Annotated in this window: 27 protein-coding genes and 1 pseudogene; 16 read left to right on the top strand and 12 right to left on the bottom strand. The window is 67.7% G+C overall.

Going from position 1 to position 20,880, the window contains the following annotated elements:
- The first annotated feature begins 108 nt into the window (after positions 1 to 108).
- From ACZ6DT_RS07660 to ACZ6DT_RS07645, 4 genes are all read left to right on the top strand, one after another.
- A complete protein-coding gene (locus ACZ6DT_RS07660; RefSeq protein WP_465590196.1) occupies positions 109 to 243 on the top strand; it encodes a hypothetical protein in 135 nt (44 codons plus the stop codon).
- A 102-nt stretch (positions 244 to 345) separates the two neighbouring features.
- Entirely contained in the window at positions 346 to 777 is a 432-nt protein-coding gene (locus ACZ6DT_RS07655) for a DUF4383 domain-containing protein (RefSeq protein ID WP_465590193.1), read from the top strand.
- A gap of 27 nt (positions 778 to 804) precedes the next feature.
- The gene (locus ACZ6DT_RS07650) at positions 805 to 1,524 is read left to right on the top strand and encodes a glycosyltransferase (protein WP_465590190.1); all 720 of its coding nucleotides are present in this window, start codon (positions 805 to 807) and stop codon (positions 1,522 to 1,524) included.
- Positions 1,525 to 1,553: 29 nt separating this feature from the next.
- On the top strand, positions 1,554 to 2,771 hold the full coding sequence (locus ACZ6DT_RS07645) for a glycosyltransferase (protein ID WP_465590188.1): 1,218 nt from the start codon (positions 1,554 to 1,556) through the stop codon (positions 2,769 to 2,771).
- 187 nt (positions 2,772 to 2,958) lie between these two features.
- Here the strand turns inward: ACZ6DT_RS07645 and ACZ6DT_RS07640 are convergent, their stop codons facing one another.
- On the bottom strand, positions 2,959 to 3,216 hold the full coding sequence (locus ACZ6DT_RS07640) for a hypothetical protein (RefSeq protein ID WP_465590185.1): 258 nt from the start codon (positions 3,214 to 3,216) through the stop codon (positions 2,959 to 2,961).
- A gap of 10 nt (positions 3,217 to 3,226) precedes the next feature.
- Positions 3,227 to 4,114 (bottom strand): polysaccharide pyruvyl transferase family protein, encoded by an 888-nt coding sequence (locus tag ACZ6DT_RS07635; RefSeq protein WP_465590182.1) that lies wholly within the window; start codon positions 4,112 to 4,114, stop codon positions 3,227 to 3,229.
- Between the two features lie 844 nt (positions 4,115 to 4,958).
- Between ACZ6DT_RS07635 and ACZ6DT_RS07630 the strand changes: the two are divergent.
- The 3 genes and pseudogenes from ACZ6DT_RS07630 to ACZ6DT_RS07620 all read left to right on the top strand — a co-directional run.
- Positions 4,959 to 5,220, top strand: a pseudogene (locus ACZ6DT_RS07630) (UDP-glucose 6-dehydrogenase); the annotation flags it as partial.
- Positions 5,221 to 5,323: 103 nt separating this feature from the next.
- Positions 5,324 to 5,935, top strand: coding sequence for a flavodoxin family protein (locus tag ACZ6DT_RS07625; protein ID WP_465590179.1), 612 nt, complete (start codon positions 5,324 to 5,326; stop codon positions 5,933 to 5,935).
- Between the two features lie 127 nt (positions 5,936 to 6,062).
- Positions 6,063 to 6,626, top strand: a complete 564-nt coding sequence (locus tag ACZ6DT_RS07620) for a hemerythrin domain-containing protein (RefSeq protein WP_465590177.1) — start codon at positions 6,063 to 6,065, stop codon at positions 6,624 to 6,626.
- Positions 6,627 to 6,722: 96 nt separating this feature from the next.
- Here the strand turns inward: ACZ6DT_RS07620 and ACZ6DT_RS07615 are convergent, their stop codons facing one another.
- The 6 genes from ACZ6DT_RS07615 to ACZ6DT_RS07590 are packed head-to-tail and all read right to left on the bottom strand — an operon-like array spanning position 6,723 to position 11,351.
- Positions 6,723 to 7,400: a phosphate signaling complex PhoU family protein gene (locus tag ACZ6DT_RS07615; protein WP_465590174.1), complete on the bottom strand. Its 678-nt coding sequence runs from the start codon at positions 7,398 to 7,400 to the stop codon at positions 6,723 to 6,725.
- Entirely contained in the window at positions 7,397 to 8,134 is a 738-nt protein-coding gene (locus ACZ6DT_RS07610) for a metallophosphoesterase family protein (RefSeq protein ID WP_465590172.1), read from the bottom strand. The genes ACZ6DT_RS07615 and ACZ6DT_RS07610 overlap by 4 nt, the downstream gene beginning before the upstream one ends.
- On the bottom strand, positions 8,131 to 8,940 hold the full coding sequence (locus ACZ6DT_RS07605; protein WP_465590169.1) for a nucleotidyltransferase family protein: 810 nt from the start codon (positions 8,938 to 8,940) through the stop codon (positions 8,131 to 8,133). The genes ACZ6DT_RS07610 and ACZ6DT_RS07605 overlap by 4 nt, the downstream gene beginning before the upstream one ends.
- Positions 8,937 to 9,992: an NAD-dependent epimerase/dehydratase family protein gene (locus ACZ6DT_RS07600; RefSeq protein ID WP_465590166.1), complete on the bottom strand. Its 1,056-nt coding sequence runs from the start codon at positions 9,990 to 9,992 to the stop codon at positions 8,937 to 8,939. Before ACZ6DT_RS07600 ends, ACZ6DT_RS07605 begins: the two co-directional genes overlap by 4 nt.
- A gap of 28 nt (positions 9,993 to 10,020) precedes the next feature.
- Complete coding sequence (locus ACZ6DT_RS07595; protein WP_465590163.1) at positions 10,021 to 11,076, bottom strand: FUSC family protein; 1,056 nt, start codon at positions 11,074 to 11,076, stop codon at positions 10,021 to 10,023.
- Complete coding sequence (locus tag ACZ6DT_RS07590; protein WP_465590161.1) at positions 11,076 to 11,351, bottom strand: hypothetical protein; 276 nt, start codon at positions 11,349 to 11,351, stop codon at positions 11,076 to 11,078. Before ACZ6DT_RS07590 ends, ACZ6DT_RS07595 begins: the two co-directional genes overlap by 1 nt.
- A gap of 123 nt (positions 11,352 to 11,474) precedes the next feature.
- On the opposite strand from ACZ6DT_RS07590, the gene ACZ6DT_RS07585 reads away from it, so the two are divergent.
- On the top strand, positions 11,475 to 13,580 hold the full coding sequence (locus tag ACZ6DT_RS07585) for a catalase (protein ID WP_465590158.1): 2,106 nt from the start codon (positions 11,475 to 11,477) through the stop codon (positions 13,578 to 13,580).
- Between the two features lie 47 nt (positions 13,581 to 13,627).
- The gene (locus ACZ6DT_RS07580) at positions 13,628 to 14,323 is read left to right on the top strand and encodes a glycosyltransferase family 2 protein (RefSeq protein WP_465590581.1); all 696 of its coding nucleotides are present in this window, start codon (positions 13,628 to 13,630) and stop codon (positions 14,321 to 14,323) included.
- Here the strand turns inward: ACZ6DT_RS07580 and ACZ6DT_RS07575 are convergent.
- The gene (locus tag ACZ6DT_RS07575) at positions 14,289 to 14,855 is read right to left on the bottom strand and encodes a hypothetical protein (protein ID WP_465590156.1); all 567 of its coding nucleotides are present in this window, start codon (positions 14,853 to 14,855) and stop codon (positions 14,289 to 14,291) included. The two genes, ACZ6DT_RS07580 and ACZ6DT_RS07575, sit on opposite strands and share 35 nt — an antisense overlap.
- 222 nt (positions 14,856 to 15,077) lie before the next feature.
- On the bottom strand, positions 15,078 to 16,472 hold the full coding sequence (locus tag ACZ6DT_RS07570; RefSeq protein ID WP_465590154.1) for an NB-ARC domain-containing protein: 1,395 nt from the start codon (positions 16,470 to 16,472) through the stop codon (positions 15,078 to 15,080).
- A gap of 259 nt (positions 16,473 to 16,731) precedes the next feature.
- Here ACZ6DT_RS07570 and ACZ6DT_RS07565 point away from each other — a divergent pair, with 259 nt between their 5' ends.
- From ACZ6DT_RS07565 to ACZ6DT_RS07550, 4 genes are all read left to right on the top strand, one after another.
- On the top strand, positions 16,732 to 16,893 hold the full coding sequence (locus tag ACZ6DT_RS07565) for a hypothetical protein (RefSeq protein ID WP_465590151.1): 162 nt from the start codon (positions 16,732 to 16,734) through the stop codon (positions 16,891 to 16,893).
- 10 nt (positions 16,894 to 16,903) lie between these two features.
- Positions 16,904 to 17,398, top strand: coding sequence for a hypothetical protein (locus ACZ6DT_RS07560; protein ID WP_465590148.1), 495 nt, complete (start codon positions 16,904 to 16,906; stop codon positions 17,396 to 17,398).
- Positions 17,399 to 17,491: 93 nt separating this feature from the next.
- The gene (locus ACZ6DT_RS07555; protein ID WP_465590146.1) at positions 17,492 to 17,683 is read left to right on the top strand and encodes a hypothetical protein; all 192 of its coding nucleotides are present in this window, start codon (positions 17,492 to 17,494) and stop codon (positions 17,681 to 17,683) included.
- Positions 17,684 to 17,982: 299 nt separating this feature from the next.
- The gene (locus ACZ6DT_RS07550) at positions 17,983 to 18,432 is read left to right on the top strand and encodes a dihydrofolate reductase family protein (protein WP_465590578.1); all 450 of its coding nucleotides are present in this window, start codon (positions 17,983 to 17,985) and stop codon (positions 18,430 to 18,432) included.
- Positions 18,433 to 18,494: 62 nt separating this feature from the next.
- On the opposite strand, the gene ACZ6DT_RS07545 is transcribed toward ACZ6DT_RS07550, so the two are convergent.
- Entirely contained in the window at positions 18,495 to 18,902 is a 408-nt protein-coding gene (locus ACZ6DT_RS07545; RefSeq protein WP_465590143.1) for a VOC family protein, read from the bottom strand.
- Between the two features lie 174 nt (positions 18,903 to 19,076).
- Here ACZ6DT_RS07545 and ACZ6DT_RS07540 point away from each other — a divergent pair, with 174 nt between their 5' ends.
- The 3 genes from ACZ6DT_RS07540 to ACZ6DT_RS07530 are packed head-to-tail and all read left to right on the top strand — an operon-like array spanning position 19,077 to position 20,552.
- Positions 19,077 to 19,829, top strand: coding sequence for a GNAT family N-acetyltransferase (locus ACZ6DT_RS07540; protein WP_465590140.1), 753 nt, complete (start codon positions 19,077 to 19,079; stop codon positions 19,827 to 19,829).
- Positions 19,830 to 19,860: 31 nt separating this feature from the next.
- Positions 19,861 to 20,340, top strand: coding sequence for a DUF2975 domain-containing protein (locus tag ACZ6DT_RS07535; protein WP_465590137.1), 480 nt, complete (start codon positions 19,861 to 19,863; stop codon positions 20,338 to 20,340).
- Positions 20,340 to 20,552 (top strand): helix-turn-helix domain-containing protein, encoded by a 213-nt coding sequence (locus tag ACZ6DT_RS07530; RefSeq protein ID WP_465590134.1) that lies wholly within the window; start codon positions 20,340 to 20,342, stop codon positions 20,550 to 20,552. The genes ACZ6DT_RS07535 and ACZ6DT_RS07530 overlap by 1 nt, the downstream gene beginning before the upstream one ends.
- Positions 20,553 to 20,659: 107 nt before the next feature.
- Here ACZ6DT_RS07530 and ACZ6DT_RS07525 read toward each other — a convergent pair whose 3' ends face one another.
- Complete coding sequence (locus tag ACZ6DT_RS07525) at positions 20,660 to 20,851, bottom strand: hypothetical protein (RefSeq protein WP_465590132.1); 192 nt, start codon at positions 20,849 to 20,851, stop codon at positions 20,660 to 20,662.
- Between the last annotated feature and the right edge of the window lie 29 nt (positions 20,852 to 20,880).

Genomic DNA, 20,880 nt, shown 5'->3' with positions numbered 1-20,880 from the left:
GGATTACCCCGGTCGTGTGGCGCCAAACGTCCACAAAGGCCTGGCGTGCCAGGGTTGAAACGGGGCCGAAGGGGTAGCCGCAGGGAAAGCGACTGAAGGAGAAGCGCCATGGATGCCGATTCCCACCAGCACAAGTCCCGGAGCGGGGACGAGCAAGACGAGCAAGATCGCGAAGAGGTGCGAGGAGAACAGGGCACGTCGTCCGGTGACCCCCACGACGACACCGACCCGCAATCGGGTTGACCATCGCGTCCGAATCGCCTCCGGCTTCCACTGGCCGGGGGCGTTTCACGACGTCATCTTGGGGTATTCGACGAACTTGGTGGCGAAACGGAGGCGTTCCCGATGAACCGACGTACGGCAGGCTCCCCGCTGCGGGCGGTGGTACTGGTCATCGCACTGGTTCACCTCATAGTGGGTGTGCTCGGCTTCTTCTTCCTTCCCGAGGCGAATCAGGCCGGCGAGAACACATTATGGATCTTCAGCGCGACCGGAATGCTCAATGTAATCCGTACCCTGCTGGGCTTCCTCGGCTTGGTCGCGGTGTTCAGAGCATCCGCGATCCCGGCCTACAGCTGGCTGGCTTTCGTGGCATTCACGGGTCTGACCGCATTCGGCATTCTCTCGGCGAGTACCGATTTAGCCGGTGACGCGGTCAATTTCGGCTGGGCCGACAACATCCTCCACGCGCTGACCGCGCTCGCGGCACTCGCGGTGGGAATCGTGGCCACGCGGGTTTCCGGCCGGAACCAAAGTAAGACCGCGGAGAACGTTTAGGCCGTCCACCACGGGCAACTTGCGGATATGACGAAAGCGGCCCCGCTCCGGATCCTTCTGTGGCACGGCCCGTGGGGACGGGGACTCAGCGTCCATGAGTGGTCCTGCGCCGAAGAGGTACCGGTCGACGAACTGAAGGATCTCGACATAGAGGTCCACTTGGCCGCGCGATGGCTGCGCCGCCGCCCCGGTAAGGAGGTGCCCGCCGTCTATGTGGAGCACGACCCGCCCCGGGAGCACGCGGCCACCACCCGGCATCCGCTGGCCGACCGTGACGACATCCGGCTGGTCCACGTGACCCACTTCAACGACCTGATGTGGGACTCCCGTCTCGCCCCCACGGTGGTCGTCCCGCACGGGATCCCCGATCCGGGTGAACGCTACACCGGGGAGCTGCCGCACGGCGTGGCCCTGATCAACGAACCTGCGCGGCGAGGGCGGATCACCGGCAGCGACCTCCTGCCCGTCTTCGCGGACGTCGCGCCGGTCGGCCTGTACGGGATCGGCAGCGAGGATCTCGACGGCCGTCATCCCGCGCTGCGTCCCGGTGGCGACCTGCGCGGCCTGTCGTTACTCGAGGTCTCCACGGACATCGACGGGCTCGCGAAGGCCTACCGCGAGCTGATCCATGAACCCGATTTCGCCGTGCGGGCGGGAAAATCCGCACGTGAGTTCGCCTTGAGCCACTACGGGCTCGAGGCGTTCCTCGAGCGCTGGGACACCCTGCTGGCAGAGGTGGCCGCTTGACTTCGCCGACCGCGGCGGGAAGGAGTCCGATGAGGATCGCGATGGTTTCCGAGCACGCCAGCCCTCTCGCCGTTCTCGGCGGAGCCGACGCCGACGGGCGGAACGTCCACGTGGCCGAGCTTTCCACCGCGTTGAGCAGGCAGGGACACGACGTCACCGTCTACACGCGCCGGGAGAACCGGCGCGTCCCGGCAACGGTCGAGACGCCCGACGGCTACCGCGTCGTCCACGTCGCGGCGGGGCCGGCCCGGAAACTGCCGAAGGACGAGCTGCTGCCGCATATGGGAGAGTTCGGCCGGGTGCTGCGTTCCCGCTGGGCCAAGGACCGGCCGGACGTCGTCCACGCGCATTTCTGGATGTCCGGCCTGGCTTCGGTTCTCGCGGCGAAGGATCTCGGAATCCCGGTGATCCAGACCTTTCACGCGCTGGGTGTGGTGAAACAGCGCTATCAGGGCAAACAGGACACCAGTCCGCCTGAGCGGATCCGGCTCGAACGGATGATCGCCAAACAGGCCGACCGGGTGATCGCGACGTGCTCGGACGAGGTCTCCGAACTCGTGCGGATGGGCGTGCCGCGTTCACGTGTCTCCGTCGTCCCTTGTGGAGTCGACCCGGCCAAGTTCACCCCGGACGGCGAGCGTGCTCCCCGCACGGCCGCCCACCGGATCGTCAGCGTCGGAAAACTGGTGCCGCGCAAGGGTTTCGACCTCGCCATCGCCGCGCTGGTCTCGCTACCGGACACGGAACTGGTCATCGCGGGCGGTCCGGATTCGGGTCCGCTCACCGAGGCTCCGGAGGTGCGGCGGCTGCTCGCGATCGCCGACGGGGCAGGTGTCACCGACCGCGTGCGCCTGCCGGGGCTGGTGTCGCGCGAACAGCTGCCAGCGCTCCTGCGCTCGGCCGACGCGGTGGTCTGCACGCCTTGGTACGAACCTTTCGGCATCGTGGCGTTGGAAGCGATGGCCTGCGGAGTCCCGGTCGTGGCGACCGCGGTCGGCGGACTGACCGACACCGTCGTCGACGGCGTCACGGGACTGCTGGTCCCGCCGCGCAGTCCGAAGGAACTGGCGGGAGCGCTGCGGCGGCTTCTCAGTGACGCATCGGCGTGCGAGACGTTCGGGATCGCCGGGGCCGACAGGGTGCGGGCGCGGTACTCGTGGGACCGGGTGGCGGAGGACACCCTGCGCGCCTACGGACGCGTTCTGAGCGGAGACAAGGAAGTGGCGACGGCCGCCTCGCCTTCCTGACTGTCCTCTGCGCTGGGTCGCGCTTGCTCCGTGATCAGTCCGTGAAGGCCTCCTTGAGGGACCCAGAGTCCCTCGAGGAGGCCTTCACGGACATCGGCCTGCGCTGGGTCGCGCGTGCCCAGAAGCCGAACTCGTGAGATCCGGCTTCAGACACGCGTGTGCCGTCCATTTGCCGGCAGGACCCGGCTCACCCGGCGTAACGCCGCGCGACCGAGTTCCGCTGGGGCTCCTCCAGCTCGGCCACCGCCGCGAACGTCGCCCGATCGAAAGGCGCCGAACGCGGCGCCGCGATCATCCGGCGCAGGACGATGCCGAGCTGACGGCGCCGCGGGTGCCGGACGGCCGACAGGCCTGCCCTGATGCCCAGCAGGGCCGGACCGGGGAGCCGATCCGGCGGATACCGCGTCTCCGGGGTGATGGGGTCCTCGGTCAGCGCCGGCTCCACTTGGCCGTGTTCATCGCACCGGGCGGGATTTGAGCGCCTTCACCATGTCCCGCACGAGACCGTTGTCCGCGGGCAGCGCGCGGAGTGCGGCCACCGCCCGGCCCTGCACCGAAGAACACCAGCGCCACCAGGAGTCGAGCACCTGCCGATCACCCGCTTCTTCGGCCCGGACGAGGGCGGGCCAGCCGAGTGCGTCCGCCTGAGCGGTGACCTTGCCACCGCCCTCGACGGGGTCGATCGCCAGCGCGGGCACCCCCGCCTGAAGACTCAGCGCCAGCCCGTGCAGCCGCGTCGTGACCACGACATCCAGATGCGACAGGATCGACATGAACTGATCCGGTGTCTCACAACGCTCCCAGTCCGACGACGCCAGCCGGGTGTCGAGCGGCACCCTGGCGCAGTCGACCCCGGCGATCCACTTCTGCACCGAGGTGTGCACCTCCGAATGGTGGCCGGATTCGCCGTACTCCGGTTGCGGTGGTGCCAGGATCACCCCCGTCACCAGCACTTCGCCGGTCGGCACGCCCAGGGAGAGATCCGGCGTGCCGAGCCCGTCGTGATCCCGCGCGAACACCTCGTCGAAGCCCGTGACCGTGTCGTCCTCCGGATCGATCACCGAGACCCCGACCGCGATCCGATGGCAATGCGCGAACCTGCGGTGCACCTCCCGTATCTGCCATCCGTGCGCGGGCCCGCAGACGAACACCACGTGGCTGTACCGCGCCGGATCCACCTCTTCGTAATTCACGTCGTCCGGCCGGTAGACCGGACCCCAGGCCACATCATGCGGCAACCCCATGGTGGATAGCGCCTCGTCGACCCTTCGCATACTGAGGACGTCCCCTGCGGTCGCCTCGCCGTGGCGGAAACTCGCCCAGCCGATCACCAATGCACGCATGATAAAGGCTTACCCGGCATCTCCAGGTTCACACGGTTTTTTCGGCGCCCGCTCTGGGTAGCCCGTCGCCATGAACAGAGCGCTGGGGACCCGGGGGCAGGTTTCGTGGGCTCGCAACTGAACGAACGATTACCGAATGCGGGCACGGAGGTCGTCGCAGCCGACGATTTCGCCACGGTCGTCACGGCGAATGTGGCGCGACTCCTCGACCGGCCAGGTTCCGGCTCCTCTCCCGTGACCACGCCGGGCCCGTTCGAGGTCGTCTTCCACTAGGCGCCCGCTGCCTCGCCTCGCGACTACTTCCGCCTCCCCGCTCGAGACGCCGCGCACGGGCTCGTACGGCACCGAACCGGCGCTGGACATCGCCGAACGCGACGGCACCCGGTTCGTTCTCGCTTCGACGATCCGGCCCGCCGCTGCCCGGACATCTCCCGCGCCCGCCGTGAACTCGGCAGGGCTCCGTAGGTCCCGATGACGGAAGGATTCCCGCGCACGACCCCGTGGTTCTCGCGGTAGCGTTCCGGGCCGTACCCGGCCGCCTGTTTCTGAACCCGCGTCACGTGCCCTCCGGCGTGTTCGCCCTCCAATCACGCGTGTCCCGGGTCTGGACACGCGAATGTCGCCAAGACCGCCGGATCCCACGAGAGATTCTTCGCTCCGTAGCGATGTCCTGGGCTTTCCGCCGCGTCGTTTACCCCGACTGCACCGGGGAGCGCTACGGGACGTTGGCGACCCGCGCGTCGGTACCGGCTACGTCGCGCTCACGAGCGCCGCGTACTTCACTCAGCTCGGGCATCAAGTGGGCTGCGTCGGCAAAGTGCCTTTATGTGAACGTCCTCGCCGTCCCGGCCCGGGCTGGGGCGGCTCGCGCCTGCCCAAGGACACCGCCGCGCTACTGCGGACCGCCGAACACGCGGGGCGTCGACTTCGGCATCCTCCATGGCGCCAGAAGATCGACGCCCGCCAGCACGCGGCCGTGGTGCGGCAGATCCGCCGCGCGATCACCGCGTGTTTCGGACGGCTCGCTCTCGGGCACCCGTATCGGGCTGCTCGGGCTGGCCTTCAAGGCGCGGACCTGGGATCTGCGCGATTCGCCTGCCCTCGCCGCCACCGAAAGCGCCGTTGTCGTCGACGCCAGGAATCTCCTGGACCCGGCGTCCGTCGCTTCACCCATATGGGGCTCGGTACCCATCCGAACAGGAGGACATGATGACCCAGCCGTTGAAGGCCCTCGCACTGGTGTGTTCGCTCAAACCGTCGCCCGCGCCTTCGAGCAGCGCGCTGATCGCCCAGCAACTCCTCGACAAGCTGGCCGAACGCGGCGCCACCGGTGAACTCGTGCGCGTGGTCGACCACGACGTCAAACCGGGAGTGGAGGCCGACATGGGCGACGGCGACGCCTGGCCGGAGATCCGCCGCAAGATCGAGGCCGCCGACATCCTGCTAATTTCGACGCCGACCTGGGTCGGCCACATGTCCAGTGTGGCGCAGCGCGTGCTAGAACGGCTCGACGCCGAACTGTCCGAAACGGACGACGAGGGCAGGCCCGCCATGTTCGGCAAGGTCGGGGTCACCGCCGTCGTCGGCAACGAAGACGGCGCGCACAAGATCACGGCCGACCTGTTCCAGGCCCTCAACGACGTCGGCTTCACCGTGCCCGCCCAGGGCGGGACCTACTGGAACGGTGAGGCGATGCGAGGCGGCGACTACAACGACCTCGACGAAACGCCGGAAGCGGTCGAATCGACCAACTCGACCCTGGCGCGCAACGCCGTCCATCTGGCGAATCTGCTGCGGGAGACCCAGTACCCCGCGTCATGACTCCGGGTGCGCCGGAATCCAAACCCGTCGGCGCACCGCGTCACGCCACCGACGAATCCGGGTGAGTGGACCGGGGACGGCGGGTATCCGTGAGATGTCGGACTGACGACCACGGACAGGAGTGTCCATGACCACCACCCCGAAACACGACCTCGTCTCGGTGATCACCGAGGATCACCGGGCCTTCGAACGGATCTTCAAAGAACTCGAGTCGGGCAAGGGCGGTGATCAGCACCGCAAGGACCTCGCGGACCATCTGATCGCCGAACTCGTCCGGCATTCGGTCGCGGAAGAGCAGCACATGTACCCCGCCGCGCGGAAGCGCCTCCCCGACGGCGACGAGGTCGCTGACCACGAGCTCGAGGAGCACGCCGAAGCCGAGCGGGTGATGAACGACCTCATCGGCCTGGAACCGACGGACAAACGGTTCGACGAGTTGGTCGGCAAGTTGATCGAGGACGTCCGGCACCACATCGAAGAGGAAGAAAGCGACCTGCTGCCGAAACTGCAGGCCGCCTGCTCACCGGAAGACCTGCGGGAGCTTGGCGAGAAAGTGTTGCGGGCCAAGAAGATCGCGCCGACCCGGCCGCATCCCGCCGCACCCGACCGCCCGCCGGCGAACCGGATCCTGGCGCCGGGAACGGCGTTCGTCGACAAGATCCGGGACGCGCTGGAGGACCGCCGAACCTGACGTTCGCTTGGCTTCCCGCGTCGGCAAGTCCGTGAAAGCCTCCTTGAGGGACTCTGGGTCCCTCAAGGAGGCCTTCACGGAACGCCGCCGGTGGTGTCAGCGCGTCAGTGAGGCTGGAACATCCCGCACGGACGATTCGGGCAGTTCCCCGGTGAGCGCGAAGTCCACCCGCCGTGCCACGGAGACGACCTGGTCCGCGAACCGCTCGTAGAACCGCGCCAGCAGCGTCACCGAGATCGCGGGCGCGACACCGTCGGTCCAGTCCGGCGCGGTGACCAGTGTCATCAGCTCCTCGTACAGCGCGTCGACTCGCTGATCGGACCGGGCCAGCGAAGGGAACACCGCCGCCGCTTGTCCCTCGATCGCCACACCGAGGTCTTCCGCCATCGAGCAGACCAGCCCGGCCATCTCACCGAATCGTCCGGCGAGTACGTCGGGGACGGCGAATTCCGGCGCTCGCTCGGCCTGCTCGGCGATGTGCTGGGCGAGGTCGCCCATCCGCTCCAGCCGGTCGGCGCAGTACACCGCCGCGAGCACGGTCCGCAGATCCCGCGCGACCGGTGCCTGCAGTGCGAGCAGTTTCTGCGCCTCCTCCTCGCATGCGGTCCGTGCCGCGTTCAGCTTCGCCTCGACCGTCGCCAACTCGGCGACGGCCTCGGCGTCCCGATCGAGAAAGACCCGGTTGGCCAGCCGCAGTTCCTCGCACGCCATGCCGCACATACTCGACAGGCGGTCGCCGAGGACGCTCAGTTGACCGTGGAATCGCTCTCTCATGCCGGCACTTTCGCGGGTTCGAGAACGTACGTCGCATACGCCGCGCGGATCACCGGCTGGGCGACGTTGCGCACCGGAACCCCGCCCGGGCTGACCCCCTGCTCGCAGCCGTAGTGCGCGTGCCCGTGCACCGCGAGCGCCACCTGGGCGTCGTCGATCGGCTCGCACAGCAGATAAGACCCCAGGAACGGGTGGATCTCCGGCGGTTCGCCGTGCAGGGTGCCGGGGATCGGCGAGTAGTGCGTCAGCGCGACGATCACGTCGGGTCGCTCGGGTTCGAGCCCTTCCAGAGCGGTGCGGAGCCGTTTCGCGGACGCCATGGTGTGCTCGACGAAATCCTTCATCTCGCGTTCGCCGAACCGGCTCGCGCATTTGCCCGCGAACCCGCCGCCGAAACCCTTCACCCCGGCGACACCGAGTTTCCCGCCTTCCACTTCCACCGTGGTGGAAGTGCCTTCGAGGACGGTGATCCCGCTTTCCTCCAGCAGTCCGCTGACCGTCTCGGCCGCGTCCGAGTGGTAGTCGTGATTGCCGAGCACCGACACCACGGGGACGTCGAGCCCGGCGAACTCGTCGGCCACCACCCTGGCTTCCTCGATGCTGCCGTGCCGGGTGAGGTCACCCGCGAGCAGCAGCACGTCGGCGTGTTCGGCGATGTTGTCCAGTGCCGGCCGCAGCAGGCCTCGGTTGTCTTCCCCGAGGTGGACGTCCCCGACCGCGGCGACCCGGATCACCGGATCTCCTCGGCGCGCGCCGGTTCGCGGACGTCGGCCAGCCGGACGTCGTTGTGCACCAGTTCGGCCGCGATGTGTTCACAGACGACCGCCTCGATGTCGGCCTTGCGGTTGGCGCACGCGACCTCGCCGCCGAGCCGGACCTGGTCGCCGCGCACGGTGACGTGCACGCCGAGTTCGGCGGTCCTCGGATCTTCGGCCAGCGTCTTGGTCAGCCTGGCGACCAGATACTGGGGTGCTTCCGCGGACATCGGGAGCTCCTTTCCGTCGATGATGGACAGTGCCGCGAGCAGGGTCAAAAACGACCACGCGTACGGGGATTCGGCGGTCTCTTCCGCCACCCGGTGCCAGTCGACCTGTTCACGGAGGTCGCGGGCGATCCGCAGCAGCGGGCCGAAATCGCACCGGTGCGGGCTGAGGACGAGGACTTTGTCGACGAGCAGATCGGTCCCGTTGAGCACGAGCGCGGCGGTCGCCCCGACCCGCATGAGCGAAGCGCGGTCGAGCATCTCGTCGGTGACCGGACGATGGTTGGGCCGGAAGATCAGGTCGACGAGGCAGTCCCCGTCGTAGACCTTGGTGAGCCAGTCCTCGGGCGGGTGCACCCGTCTCAGCCCCGCGGCTTCCAGGGCTTTCGTCGCTTCGGGGATGTCTTCGTGCTTGAGGAAGAGGTCGACGTCGTGGTCGGACGGCGGCCCGCCCCTCGCGTACACCGCGAGGCCGCCCGCGACGGCGAACCGCACCGATGTCTTGTCCAAAGTGGACACGACCTTGGTCAGCGTGTGCAGCAGTTCCTTCTCGTTCACGGCCGCTCCCCTACTCCGGTGGCCAGTTCGTGGCCCCTGCCGACGTCGGCTCTCAGTGGTTCGGTCGGAAATCCCTCGCCTTCCCGCAGCCCCTCGATGAACGCTTCGATCGCGTCCTCCGAGGAGTATCGCGGCGTCCAGCCCAGTTCTTCCCTGGCGCGCGTGCAGTCCATCACCGGAAGGTGCAGGACAGCGTCGAAAAGCCCCGGCGTGGCCGGGATCAGGTGCAGCGACCAGGCCGCGGCGAGCGCGCGCCGGACGAAGACCGCCGGGACCTTCACCGGCTTGGCGCCGAAGATCCGCGCGAGCGCACGGGTGTCCAGCACCGGATCGGCGGCGATGTTGAAGGCGCCTTTGACATCCTGGAGCGCGCAGCGACGGTACGCGTCGGCCACATCGTCGGTGTGCGCGGTCTGGATCCTCAGCTGCGGGATGTCCGGGAGCACCGGGATCAGCGACGGCCGCAAGAGCTTACCCGGTACGAACGGGCCGCCGAAGAGACGGCGTTGTTCGGGTGCGGCGGCCTTCTGGAAGAGGAATCCCGGGCGCAGCCGCACCACCCGCAGCCGCGGATGACTGCGGTCGAACGCTTCGAGAACCCTTTCCACATAAGCTTTTTCACGGGTGTACGCCGCATTCGGCGAGCCGTGGGTCGGCCAGTCCTCGGTCACCGGGTGGTCGTCGTCCCTCGGCGAGTACGCCCCGATCGACGACGCGTACACCAGCGCCGGCACTCGCATCGCCTGAGCGGTTTCGAAAACCCGGATCGAACCCAGCACGTTGGAACGCCAGGTGATCTCGGGCCGGTGCGTGGGCTGGAAGAGCCAGGCCAAGTGGATCACCACGTCGGCCCCGTCGAATACGGCGCGGAGGTCGTCACGCGCGACGTCGGCGGTGACGAACTCGGTTTTCGGGCTCTCCCAGCGACTGGGGCGCCGCGCCACGCCGACGATCGATTCGACCTCGGGGTCGGAACCCAGCGCGCGTACCACCGCCGTCCCGACGTTACCGGTGGCGCCGGTGACCACGATCCGCTTACCACTGCTGGTCATGGGTACGGTTACCCGCCGCCGCCCCGGCTTAATCGGCGCGGAGGCGCTGGACGAGACGGCGGGCGGGCAACGCCATCGCGCCCAGTCCGATCGAGGTGGTGACCTCGTCCGTCGGCGTGAGGAGCAGCTGGTCGATCTCGTCGAGCAGCTCACGGCATCGATCGAGCTTGTCCGTGTCACCCGACCGAGCCACTTCGGCGAGTGTTTCGAGCAGGTCGCCGACCACCCCGCGCGCGTATTCGCCGGGATGCCGGAACGGCTGCTCGCTCCGGGCGGCTTCGCTCACCGCGTCGATCAGCTGGGCGAGCGGCTGCCACAGGGAGATGAGGTTCGACAGAGACTCCTCCCCCGTCTCACGCCGCCTGCGCAGGTTCAGGTACCGGCCTTCCCTGGTCCAGCCGATCGCGTCCTCCGCCTCCGCGACCAGGCTGCCGACATCGCCCACGCGGTCGTGCAGGACTTCGGTCGCCTCGGGTGGCTCACCGTCGCGGACCAGTGCCGCGGTTTCGTCGAGGAGGTCGGCGATGGCCGAAGCCAGCCGGGAGGACGCCGTACGGAGGCTTTCGCCGTGCAGCGGGGGCAGGATCACCGCGTTCAGCACCGCGCCGATCGCCGCGCCCAGCGCGGTTTCCAGCAGTCTGTCGGCCAGCAGGATGGGTTCGGTCGCGTTGCCGTAGGAGATCAGCAGCATGCCGGTGATCCCGACCCAGACCCCCGAATCGCCGAAACCCCGCCAGGTGCCGATCAGCAAGCCGATGAAGACGACCAGTCCGAGCGCCACCGTCATCGAGGGAATGAGCTGACCGGCGCCCGCCGCGAGCAGCACCCCCACACCGACCGCGCCGACCTGCTGCGCCCAGCCGCGCAACGAGCGGTAGACGGTGGCCTGCACCAGGAACACCGCCGCATACGGCGCCAGAAAGGGCTGGGGCAGCCGTAGAACCGACGTCGCGATGATCCACGCGATCACCGCGGCCGCGGCGGCTTTCGTGGTCTGGATGAGACTCCGGCGTTCTTCCCCCGGAACCCGGAACGCCCGGGCGACCCAGGCGAACGGCGCCGTCCATTTACTCCGGAGGTCCATCACGGCCCCGGAGGTGCCAGGTGGACGACCTTGGTCTGGGTCATCTCGTCGAGCAGTTCCGGCCCGTAGCCGGTGAGCACCGTGGCCGCGAGACCGTCCTTCACCGCGACCCCGCGTTCGGCGGCCGGTGTGGCGGCCCGACCCGGGGACAAGCGTTTCGCCACGTCGATCGCCGTCGTCACCCCATCGGGTGTCACCGGCTTCACGCTGCCGACGAGACTGTCGTCGGCGGGGTCGCGGATTTCCAGCACGAAAGGCCGGTCCACCGTCGTCATTCGCACCTCCTCGAAGTTCCGCACGCCGGTTACCCGGTGTCGCCGCCTCGCACACGTGGCGGTTTCGCGGAAACGGTGCCGGGGTAGCCGCGAGGGAATCCACCACCACGAAGGGCGAGATCTGTGGCAAAGCATCGAGAAGACGCGAAGGACGAACAACTGGACGGCAGCCGCGTCGATCCGGAAGGATCCGCGCTGACGACACAGCAGGGTGTCCGGGTCGATCACACGAACGATTCACTGACGGTGGGCTCCCGGGGCCCGACGCTGCTCGAGGACTTCCACGCCCGCGAGAAGATCACGCATTTCGACCACGAGCGCATCCCCGAACGTGTCGTGCACGCGCGCGGCGCGGGCGCCTACGGCTTCTTCGAGGCCTACGACGACGCCCTGTCCGACTACACGGTCGCCGAATTCCTCACCAGCGGCGAGAAGATCCCCGTGTTCGTGCGGTTCTCCACCGTCGCGGGCTCACGCGGTTCGGCCGACACCGTGCGCGACGTCCGCGGCTTCGCGACCAAGTTCTACACCCGGCAGGGCAATTACGACCTCGTTGGCAACAACATGCCGGTGTTCTTCATCCAGGACGGCATCAAGTTCCCCGACTTCGTGCACGCGGTGAAACCGGAACCGCACAACGAGATCCCGCAGGCACAGTCGGCGCACGACACGTTCTGGGACTTCGTTTCGCTGCAACCGGAGAGCCTGCACATGGTGCTCTGGCTCATGTCCGACCGCGCGTTGCCGCGCAGCTACCGGATGATGCAGGGCTTTGGTGTCCACACCTTTCGGTTCGTCAACGCCGACGGCAAGGGCACCTTCGTGAAGTTCCACTGGAAGCCCGTGCTCGGCACGCATTCCCTGGTGTGGGACGAATGCCAGAAGATCGCGGGCAAGGACCCCGACTTCAACCGCCGTGATCTGTGGGACGCGATCGAGTCCGGGCAGTACCCGGAATGGGAACTGGGCGTCCAGCTCGTGGACGAGGACGCCGAGCACGACTTCGACTTCGACCTGCTGGACGCCACGAAGATCATCCCCGAGGAACAGGTGCCCGTGCGGCCGGTCGGACGGATGGTCCTCGACCGCAATCCCGATGACTTCTTCGCCGAGACCGAACAGATCGCCTTCCACACCGCGAACATCGTCCCCGGCATCGACTTCACCAACGACCCGCTGTTGCAGGCACGGAACTTCTCGTACCTCGACACGCAGCTGATCCGGCTCGGCGGCCCGAACTTTTCCCAGATCCCCGTGAACCGGCCGATCGCGAACGTGCACACCAACCAGCGCGACGGGTACAGCCAGCAGAACGTCCACAAGGGACGGACGAGCTACTTCCCGAACTCGCTCGGCGGCGGCTGCCCGGCGATCGCCGATTCCGGCGTCTTCCGCCACTACACCGAAGCCGTGTCGGGCCACAAGATCCGCGAGCGCAGCGAAAGCTTCAAGGACTTCTACAGCCAGGCGACGTTGTTCTGGAACAGCATGTCTCCCGTCGAACGAGAGCACATCGTCGCCGCGTTCCGGTTCGAACTCGGCAAGGTCGAGGACCGGGAGATCCGGGCACGGACGATCACCGAGCTCAACAACGTCGACCACGACCTGGCGGTCCAGGTCGCCGAAGGGATCGGGGTGAGCGTGCCCGCCGCCCCGGCCACACCCCACCACGACCGTTCCTCTCCCGCGCTTTCCCAGCTCAACCAGCCCCCCGTCCCCCCGATCAGCCGGAAGATCGCCGTCCTCGCCGCCGACGGCGTGGACACGATCGGCGTCGGCCGCGTGGTCGAAGCGCTGACGGAACAGGGTGCGATCGCCGAGGTCCTCGCACCGACCGAGGCCGAACTCCGGCCGGGTGGCGAAGGGGATCCCCTGCGGCCCGACCGGCAGCTCAACACCATGGCTTCGGTGCTCTACGACGCCGTCATCGTTCCGTGTGGCCCGGGTGCGATCGACATCCTCGAACGCGACGGGTACGCGGTGCATTTCGTCGCCGAGGCGTACAAGCACGGCAAACCGGTGGCCGCGTTCGGCTCCGGTTTGAACCTGCTGCGCCGGGCCGGGGTGACGTCGAAGCTGGCCGACGACGCCGAAACTCTCGTCGACCAAGGCGTGGTGACCACCACGGCGGCCGAGGCGACCTTGCCCGACGGCTTCCTCGCCTCGTTCTTCGCGCAACTGGGCGAACATCGCTCGTGGCAGCGGAAGACCGACGCGATCCCGGCGTGACCGGCGTTTGCGGCTGAGGCACCCGCTGGGAGAACCTCCATAGCCTCCTGGCCGTGATCGAAGCCGCCGGCGAACCCCGGCTCGCGCGAATCGTCGTCGCCGACGACCGGCCCGGCGGCGACGATTTGCGGCTTCTCCCGTCCAGTACGGAGGTCGAGGTGGTCCGTTCCGGCGGACGCGGTCCGGCCGCGGCCCGTAACGCCGGCTGGCGGCGCGCCGAGACCGAGTGGATCGCCTTCCTCGACGACGATGTGGTGATCGGTTCGGACTGGCTGCCACCGGACCGCTGTCCGACCGACGACGAACGGGGAACGGGGAACGGGGAACGGAGACGGCCCCGAGCACTTCCCGCCGACATGGCCTGTCGCCGGGAAGTGCTCGAGGCTGACGGAGGTGTCGCGCTGGATGGTCGGGGGTGCGCGAGGGGCGAGGTTTCATCGCCGCGGCGCTCCCACGCGACCACGGCACCACGAGCCGGTGCGCCCCGGGGCAAGCGTCGCGAAAGCCACTTTCGCAACACCTCCTGTCACCTGCGCCTCATCTACGCCTGCATCCGCGGAGACCTCAGTGCACTCGCCGGTCTTCGGCCGTGCCCCGATACCGGATCGTCCACAGGCTCCGGCGGATGTAGGTCCGCTGCAACCACCGGTCCCGCCCGTTGTGCCGCGCGAAGAACTGCGACCGCGCGCAGGCCTTTCCGGTTGTCGATCAGCAGCGCCGTGTCCGGCTCCAATTCGACCTGATGCGCGACCTCGCGGCAGACCCGCTGCCGTTCCTCGAGCGCCCGTTCCGCCTCGACGGATCCCCCACCACGCCGTTGGCCGACATCGCCACTTCCGGCGAGACGGCCGGCCCGGAGATGATCGGCACGAGGTCGGAGAACACGTCCGCGCGGCGGAGATGTCCCGGCCCTCGGCGTAGTAGGTGACGGCGTCCTTGTTGCCGTCCTGGCGCACGCAGTTCAGCCCCAGGACGGCCGGATTGGACCTGCGAATGCTTCACCGCCGCGTTGCGGTATTCCTGCGACCGGACACCCGCGTTGTACAGATGGGACCAGGACATCCTCTTTGGACGGACCGACGATGATGCCGTCGCGGTCGAGGATGAATCGATGGTCTTCTGCTCGTCCGGGGTGAGCGGGCCGGGCTCGGCGAACCCGGCCCGCGTCAGCTGCTTGCCGGCGTCGTTGAACCGGAACTTCCCTTTACCCAGCGGGAAAACCTGGTCCGCCGGCGCGAACAGGTATGCGTACTTCGCGCCGGGGTCGGTCAGCACGTGCCGCAGGTGCGTGGCCGCACCGCGTTCGTCGCTCCGGTAGAAGTCACCGACGTTCCCTTCTCACACCAGGGAGTAGTTCTCCTGGCCGACGGCCGCGGGCGCCATCCCGAGGGAGGTGCAGATGGGAGTCGAGCATGCCCGCCGCCCGCGTCATCAGCGTTGTGTCAGCGAATTTTCGCTCGCCTTCATTCGTCGACTCATTCAAGCCGCGCGGCCCGTTCACCCTTCGGACGAGCCACCCGGCAGGGTGCGCACGGCCTCGCGGCGCAGCGATTCGAACGCGTTCTTCCTGGCCCTGCGGCGCACCATCGGGACGGCGGCGGCGAACGGGCGCGGTTCCCGTTGCCGTTCGGCGGCGAAGGCGCTGACCAACCGGGAGACCGCGTAACGGCCGGCGACGTTGGCACGCTGGAGAAGTCCGGCGTCCACCACGGATTCGAGGAGTTCGTCGGCCGTCTCGATCATGATGCCCATCGCCGCGGCGACGCCGATCGACGTCGTCCAGCCCGCCCCGCTCCGCCCGAAGTGCTGAATGGCCTCCCGTTCGGTGGCCGACAACCGTTCATACGCCGCGGTGAACCGGTCCCGGACGTTGACGTCGCCTACGCAGAGACTGTCCATGAGCCGTTCGCGATCGGCGAGCCGGCCCGCCGTGTACGCGATCGCCCATTCCGGACGTGCGGCGATCTTGCGGCCGACGATGTTGATCGCCAACGGCAGATCCCCGCACAACTCGGCGATCGTGTCGGTGGCGTCTTGTTCCGACCGCACCCGGCCCTGTCCGGCGATCCTGCCGATCAAAGCCAGTGATTCCTTGCGGGAGAACGTGTCCAGCTCGATCCGGTTCGTATCCTCCAGCCCGAGCAGCCGGGCGCGGCTGGTCACCACGACCTGGCTGTGCGGGGCCTGGCCCAGCAGCGGCCGCACCTGCCCCTCGTCGCTGACGCCCGCGAGGAGCACGAACAATCTGCGTTCCGCGAGCAGGGACCGGTAGAGCCCGATCCGCTGCATCGGGTCGTCGGGAACGAGATGTGCCGGCACGCCGAGCGCGCGCAGGAAACCGCGCACGATCCCGTCGGCCGACCGGCCACCGGTTCCGCCGCCCCCCAGATCGGCGTAGAGCTGCCCGTCGGGGAAGTCCGCCGCCACCTCTTCGGCCAGCCGCAAGGCGAACGCCGTCTTCCCCACGCCGATCGGTCCGCTGACGAGCAACGGCACCTTGACCGGACCGGTCGCGCCGATCATCCCGGCGGCCCCGGCCAGATCCCGTTCCCTGCCGACGAAAGTTCTCGACCCCATGGGCAGCTGAGCCGGACGGACGAGGCGGATGACGCCGGATGACAACGTGTGCGCGCCATCCGGCGGAACTTCGGCCTGGGGTGGGGTGGGCGCACGTTCCTCCCGGACCTCGACACCGTTCCCGGTCTGCCCGGCGACACTTCGCCAACGCCGTTCCCACGCCGCGCGATCTCCACCGCACGCGGAGACGAACGCCAAGGTCACGGCGAGCGTGGGCAGCCGATGGCCGCTGGCCGCGCTGGACAGCACGGAAGGTGCGAACAGTGCCGTCCTCGCGAGTCCCCGATAGCTGGGATTTCCCGCTCGGTTCCTCAAGACGCGCAGATCGTGAGCGAATGCGGCGATCGGACCGGTTGTACCGTCCAACGGTCGCTCGGGTCTGCCCATGCCATCTCCTCCCCTGGATGGGGTAACGCAATCGCGCTGCGTGACCGCCACCCCTGTGACCTTCCTGGTCGCAACCCTAAAGGACCAATGAACCATGCAGCAGATACAAATAGGTGACTCAATGTACAAAGTCCAATAGCTGGACGCGGAAATTCACCCCCTTGGTGGCACCGGATAGGGTTCGCCCATGCCTGACGCCCTGCCGCCACTCGCCGAACTCCGGCGGGCCGCCGAAGTGTTCAACGGCTTCACGAATGCCGACACCTCATGGCTTCGGTTCAGGGAAGAAACGCGGTCCGCGATCAACCTGTCACAGTCCGCACATCGCACAATCTTCTTCGCTGGTTGAACTCGTGGGGATGCCGGATCCGATACCCTCGGGACGGCGAGCGCGCCCCCTTCGACGGGGGATCCGGACCTGGTGGGAGACCTGGGGCGCCACTCTCCCCTCTGTCGACCTCGCCGTCCTGACGGACGCGGGGATCGACACCGCCGCGATGGCGTATGCGGACCTCTCGGGTGTCGTCGTCTCAGCTGGACGGACGAGGCGCACGCTGGGTCCGACCGCCGCGGCCAAGGCACTGTATGCGTTGCGGCCCAACACGATAATGCCGTGGGATGCCGCCATCGCGGCCGCTCTCCACGGCGCCCGTGACGGCACCGCGTTCGGCAGGCACCGCCGCCTCGGCCGCGACTGGGCGGCCGCGGTGATCGCGGAGGCGGGACACGGCGGGGAGGACATCCCCGCCCTGGTGGGCAGCCCCGTGTCCCTGGCGAAGGTCCTCGACGAGTACCTCTACGTCGCCTTCACCATGGGCGCCAAGGGTGACTGGGGAACGGACAGCGGAGAATAATGGAAAAATGATGACTGGGGACGACGCCAGAAAGATGCTTCGGAGCTTTCCCGCGCCCATGAGTCACTGGTCCGGGACAGAGCGAAGTTCCGCGTGGGGCGAATCGCGTTCCTTTCACTCTCACTCGACGAAACCGCGCTGGGATTCGGCTATCTGAAAGAAGAGCAGGAAGCTCTGGTGGCGGGCGAGCCGGACATGTTCATGAGGCCGATTCCCTCCGATATTCACTATCAGCGAGGTCGCGTCCGGCTGTTCGCGATCGATTACGAAGAGTTACGGAGCTGATCGTCGACTTGGGGCGAATGTGCGGCCGAAGAAGGTGTGGACGGAATAACTGGAAAAGAACCCGCCGTGAAATCCTCCTTTCGGCGTGCGCCGTTCAGCTCCCTCGGCTGCCCTTTTCGGTCGCGTGATGGCCATTCGGGCGATAGAAAAAGGGCGAGAGGTGCCGTATGGGGCCTGGTGGCCATGTCGCGTTCGTGGCCGGGGCGGGCGGTGGGCTGGAGGCTCCCTTCGCCGCGTCTGATGCGGCGAAGGACGTTTCGGTCCCTCCCTGAGGTCGTGATCGGACCGGCCAGGCGGGACTGTGGGTTTCGGGTCATCCAACGCACCAAAATCCACACTGTCTCCTCGACAGAGTTGCCGCGCTGGACCGGACATTCCGCGCCCACAGGTCCGCACCCAGACTTCGTTCAGCCGGATCCGCCCGTTCGGCACTGTTCGTTCTCACCCACCATCCAGAGGACGCGACGCCCACGGACGGGGTCACCTTCCGGAACTGCGGACCGGCCGAAGCGGTCGGGATCGGGCTGGAAGCGGCCGGAGGGAAGAACCTAGAGGTGTTCTCGCCGGACATCGGCCGTCAGTTGCTCGAACTGGGGTTGATCGACGAGATCGACCTGCACATCGCGCCGGTCCTGCTCGGCGACGGCATCCGGCTCTACGACAATCCTGGAGGTCCGCCGATCCGGCTGCGCGGCCTCGGCCAGGGAGATCCACAGGGCGCCATCGACGTCCGGTTCCGCCCGTTCTGATCACGCCGTCCGGTGAAACCGCCGAATCCTCACCACGGTTTCACCGGCGGCGAACGGGTGCTCTAGGACTGGATGACGTTCACCATCCACGAGATGCCGAACTTGTCGGTGCAGGCACCGAATTCGTCACCCCACATCTGTTTTTCGAACGGGACCGAAACCGTGCCGTCGGCGGACAGTTTCTCCCAGTATCCGCGCAATTCCCCGCCGTCATCACCGCTGAGGCTGACCGACAGGTTGGTGCCCGGTTCGTGCTCCATTCCCGGCGGCGTGTCCGACGCCATGATCGTGTAGCCGCTCGGCGTATCGAGCTGGCTGTGCATGATCTGGTCCTCCACCGGCGAACCGGCCATCCCGGACTCGCCGAACGTATTCAGCGTCAGTTCTCCGCCGAACACCGACTTGTAGAACTCCATGGCCTGCCGGGCGTCGCCGGCGAAGCTGATGTAAGGATTGAGACGAGAAGCCACTGGACCACTCCTTCTGGTCGGGTCACGAGCATCCTGGCAGACGCCTCCCGGCGCGACAACGGCTGAGCTACCGGCGGATGAATTCCTTCGCGCAACGAAAATTCAACTCCCGTCACCGAATTCGGTGAGCGATTTCCCATGGACCCGTCACGGATGCCGCTTCAATGTCCACGTATGCCCGCGCTCCGTATCCACCCCGCGACGGCCGACCGGTTCGACGACGTCGCGACGATCCTCAACCCGAACGGGAACGGCCGCGCCTGCCGGCGTCTCGCCTATCGCGCGAAACCCGCGGACTACAGCCGGTTGCGCGGCGTGGAGCGCGCCGAGCACGTCCGCGGTCTGTGCGCGACGGACCCGGCGCCCGGCGTGCTCGCCTACGACGGCACCACCCCCGTCGGCTGGTGCGGCCTCGGCCCGCGTGCGGATCTGCACCGCATGACGCGTTCCCGCACGATTCCGCCGATCGACGGCGCCCCGGCGTGGACGGTCATCTGCTTCGTGGTCCGCTCCGGCCACCGCCGGAAGGGCGTCGCGCACGCGCTGCTGGACGGCGCGATCTCCTACGCCCGGTCGCACGGCGCGCCCGTCATCGAGGGCCACCCCGTCGACCCCGGCGGAGAGCGGATCAACTCCACCGCTGCGCACGTCGGGACCGTCGGGTTGTTCGCCGCCGCGGGATTCGAACTCATCGGTGAGACCAAGGCGCGTTCGGACCGGAAACCGCGCTGGCTGGCTGATGCGCCTCGACCTGGGCACTTCGTCGTGAGTGGCGTGTCCGGAACCGGCGCGGCCTCGCGACGATGGCGGAATCGGGACGTTGAGCGTCCCGATTCCTCCATCGTCGACCCCGACACCCGTCGAGATCGCTCCCACCGTCGAAGCAAGCCACTCACGAGCCACCGAACCTCGATAACTACCGATTGACTTTCGATAGATAACGCGCGAAACTCGATGCATGATCACAGGGCAACGCGCCGTCGCGCCTCTTCGCATGTTCCTCGTGCTGCTGTTCGGGATCCTGGTCCTCTTCCAGACCATGTCCCTGCCGGGGCAGTTCGCGCATATGGCGCGGCAGGATCCGGAGATGGCGTATCTGCGCTGGCCGGCGACGGCGGTCTCCGTCTTCTGGGTGCTGTGCGTGCAGGTCGTGGTCGTCGCCACCTGGCAGCTGCTCACCTTGGTGAAGAAGGACCGGATCTTCACCGAGGCGTCCCTGCGGTGGGTGGACGCCATCGTGTGGGCGATCCTCGCCGGCTGGGTGGTGCTGGCGGGCGTGTTCCTCTATGTCGGCTTCAACGCCCAAGACCCGGGCTTGCCTCTGCTGTTGTTCCTGGCGTTGATCGGCGTCGCCGTGCTGGGCCTCTTGATGGTCGTGATGCGCACGCTGCTGCGCCAGGCCACCACCCTGCGGTCCGACCTGGAACAGGTGATCTGATGCCGATCGTCGTCCGCATCGACGTCGAACTGGCCAAGCGCAAGATGAGCGTCGGCGAGTTCGCCGAACTCGTCGGGCTCACTCCGGCGAACGTGGCGGTGCTGAAGAACGGCCGCGCCAAGGCCGTTCGGTTCAGCACTCTCGAGGCGATGTGCCGGGTGCTCGAATGCCAGCCCGGTGATCTTCTCGAGTGGGTCGAAGAAGAGCCCTAGTCCGAGACTGTCGAGACTTCAGGTGGAAGTTGTCGCCACCGCGCACCCGTGCGAGCGCCGGACCGCGACGAGGCCTACCAGGCCTTCGTCGCGGCGCGGTCGCTGAATCAAGCCACTTCGAAGCTGCGGCCGCCGTTGTGCAGGCCGAGCATGTCCAGCAGGGCCGCGCAATCCTCGGCGCTCCTCGACCGTGAAGCGACGACGAGGGCCGCCCTGCGTCGTATCTGTCTCCGCTCCGGCGTGTCCTGGCCTTCCGGCAACAGATCAGGTACCGAATGAAGCCCGAGTTCGTTGCTCATCAGTTCCCCTCGTGTGAAGGACGACGTGT

It is taken from the genome of Amycolatopsis sp. NPDC041971, from assembly GCF_055588925.1.
This window is presented reverse-complemented; position numbering and strand designations above follow the sequence as displayed.